Annotated in this window: 2 protein-coding genes; both read left to right on the forward strand. The window is 70.4% G+C overall.

All coding sequences use genetic code 11. The annotated features are described in order from the left end of the window. A partial coding sequence (locus tag AC1DYN_RS32320) for an ATP-binding protein (RefSeq protein ID WP_477966853.1) occupies nucleotides 1-1,597 on the forward strand: 1,597 nt, incomplete at its 5' end. After that, the coding region (locus tag AC1DYN_RS32325) for a response regulator (RefSeq protein WP_477966855.1) at nucleotides 1,594-1,783 on the forward strand (190 nt) is incomplete at its 3' end. The genes AC1DYN_RS32320 and AC1DYN_RS32325, both read left to right, overlap by 4 nt.

Below are 1,783 nucleotides of genomic sequence, written 5' to 3' on the forward strand. Positions count from 1 at the left end.
TTCAACAAGCCGCGTCGCGATGCTGATGGCTTACCATGCACTGTCACCACTTCCTTGCCCGCCCGTGAAAATCGCCATCGGCCACCGCCTCTTTGCCTCCGTGCTCCTTGCCATGCTGACGGTGGCCGCCGCCGCCGTGCTGCTGCTGCGCCAGAATGTGCTGGGCAGTTTCGGTGACTATGCGGTGGCGATCGAACTGGATCGCCTCGATGAACTCTCTGGCGCCGTCGCGCGCCATTACAGCCAGCATGGCGACTGGACGTTCCTGCCGTCCGGTGACGAACGGCGCGACTGGATCGGCGGCGAGTTGACGCGCTTGCAGTCCGTGCGCGGGAAGCCGGCGCCACCGGTCGGGCCGGTGGGGCCGGTCGGTCCAGTAGCGCCGGTGGACCCTGTCGCCGCTGCAGCGCCTGCGGCACCCGCCGCTCCCCTGCACGCGCGAGCCGGCCCACCCATGCCACCGCTACCACCGCCCCCACCCGCCCCACCCGGCGTGATCGCCGACCTGCACACGCGCATCACGCTGCTCGATGCAAATAACGCGTATCTCGCCGGCCGCCCGCCGGGCAACCTGCCACTGGCCCGGCGCGCGCTCACCGTCGATGACCGCACGATCGGCTATCTCGGCGTCGCGCGCAGCGCACGGCCCAGCGACGCGATGGCGTTTGCGTTTCTCGACCAGCTACAACGCAGCCTGTGGCTGATCGGTGGGCTCGCCCTGGTACTCAGCGCGCTGGCGGCAATCGGCCTGGCGCGCCACTTCCGGCGCCCGATCGACCGCCTCGCGCGCGGCGCCGGCGCTCTGGCTGCGGGCGACTACGCCGTGCGCCTGCCGGTCCAGCGCAGCGACGAACTGGGCGACCTCGCGCGCCATTTCAATGTGCTGGCCGAGCGGCTCGATCAGGCCGAAGCGGCGCGCCGCCAGTGGGTGGCCGATACCTCGCACGAGCTGCGCACGCCGCTGGCCGTGCTGCGCGCGCAGCTCGAAGCGATCCAGGATGGCGTGCGCCAGGCCACACCCGCCACGGTCGATGCGATGGTGCTGCAGGTACACGCGCTGACGAAGCTGATCGACGAACTGTATGCGCTGGCGCGGGCCGACGTCGGCGAACTGGCATGCCAGCGCGTGCCGCTCGACCTGTGGCAACTGGCGAGCGCTGAAGCGCAGGCATTCGGCGCGCGCTTCCAGGCGGCCAGCCTGACGTTCGAGACCGGCCGGGCGCCGGCACAATTACAGGTGCTGGGCGACCCGGACCGCCTGCGTCAGGTGCTGGCGAACCTGTTCGAGAACAGCCTGCGCTACACGGCGCCCGGCGGCGCGGTGCGGCTAAGCGCGCAAGTGCACGACGGCCAGTTGTACCTGATGCTCGACGACAGCGCGCCCGGCGTGCCCGATGCCGCGCTGGCGCGGCTGGCCGAGCGCTTCTACCGCGTCGATGCATCGCGCAGCCGCGCGCATGGCGGCGCGGGCCTGGGTCTGGCCTTGAGCCGGCGCCTGCTCGAAGCGCAGAGCGGCGCGCTGAACTTCGCCCATTCACCAATGGGCGGCCTGCGCGTGACCGTGTCGCTGCCGCTGCTTGAAAAGGACACACCATGAACAGCACGATCATGATCGTCGAAGACGAACCGGAACTGGCCGCCGTGATCGCCGACTACGCACGCGCGGCCGGTTATATCCCGACCGTGCATGGTGACGGCGCGCAGGCCCTGGCGGCGATCCGCGCGGCGCCGCCGGATCTGATCGTGCTCGACCTGATGCTGCCTGGCCTTGATGGTCTGGCGC

This window comes from Rhizobacter sp. P2_D12, assembly GCF_056404395.1.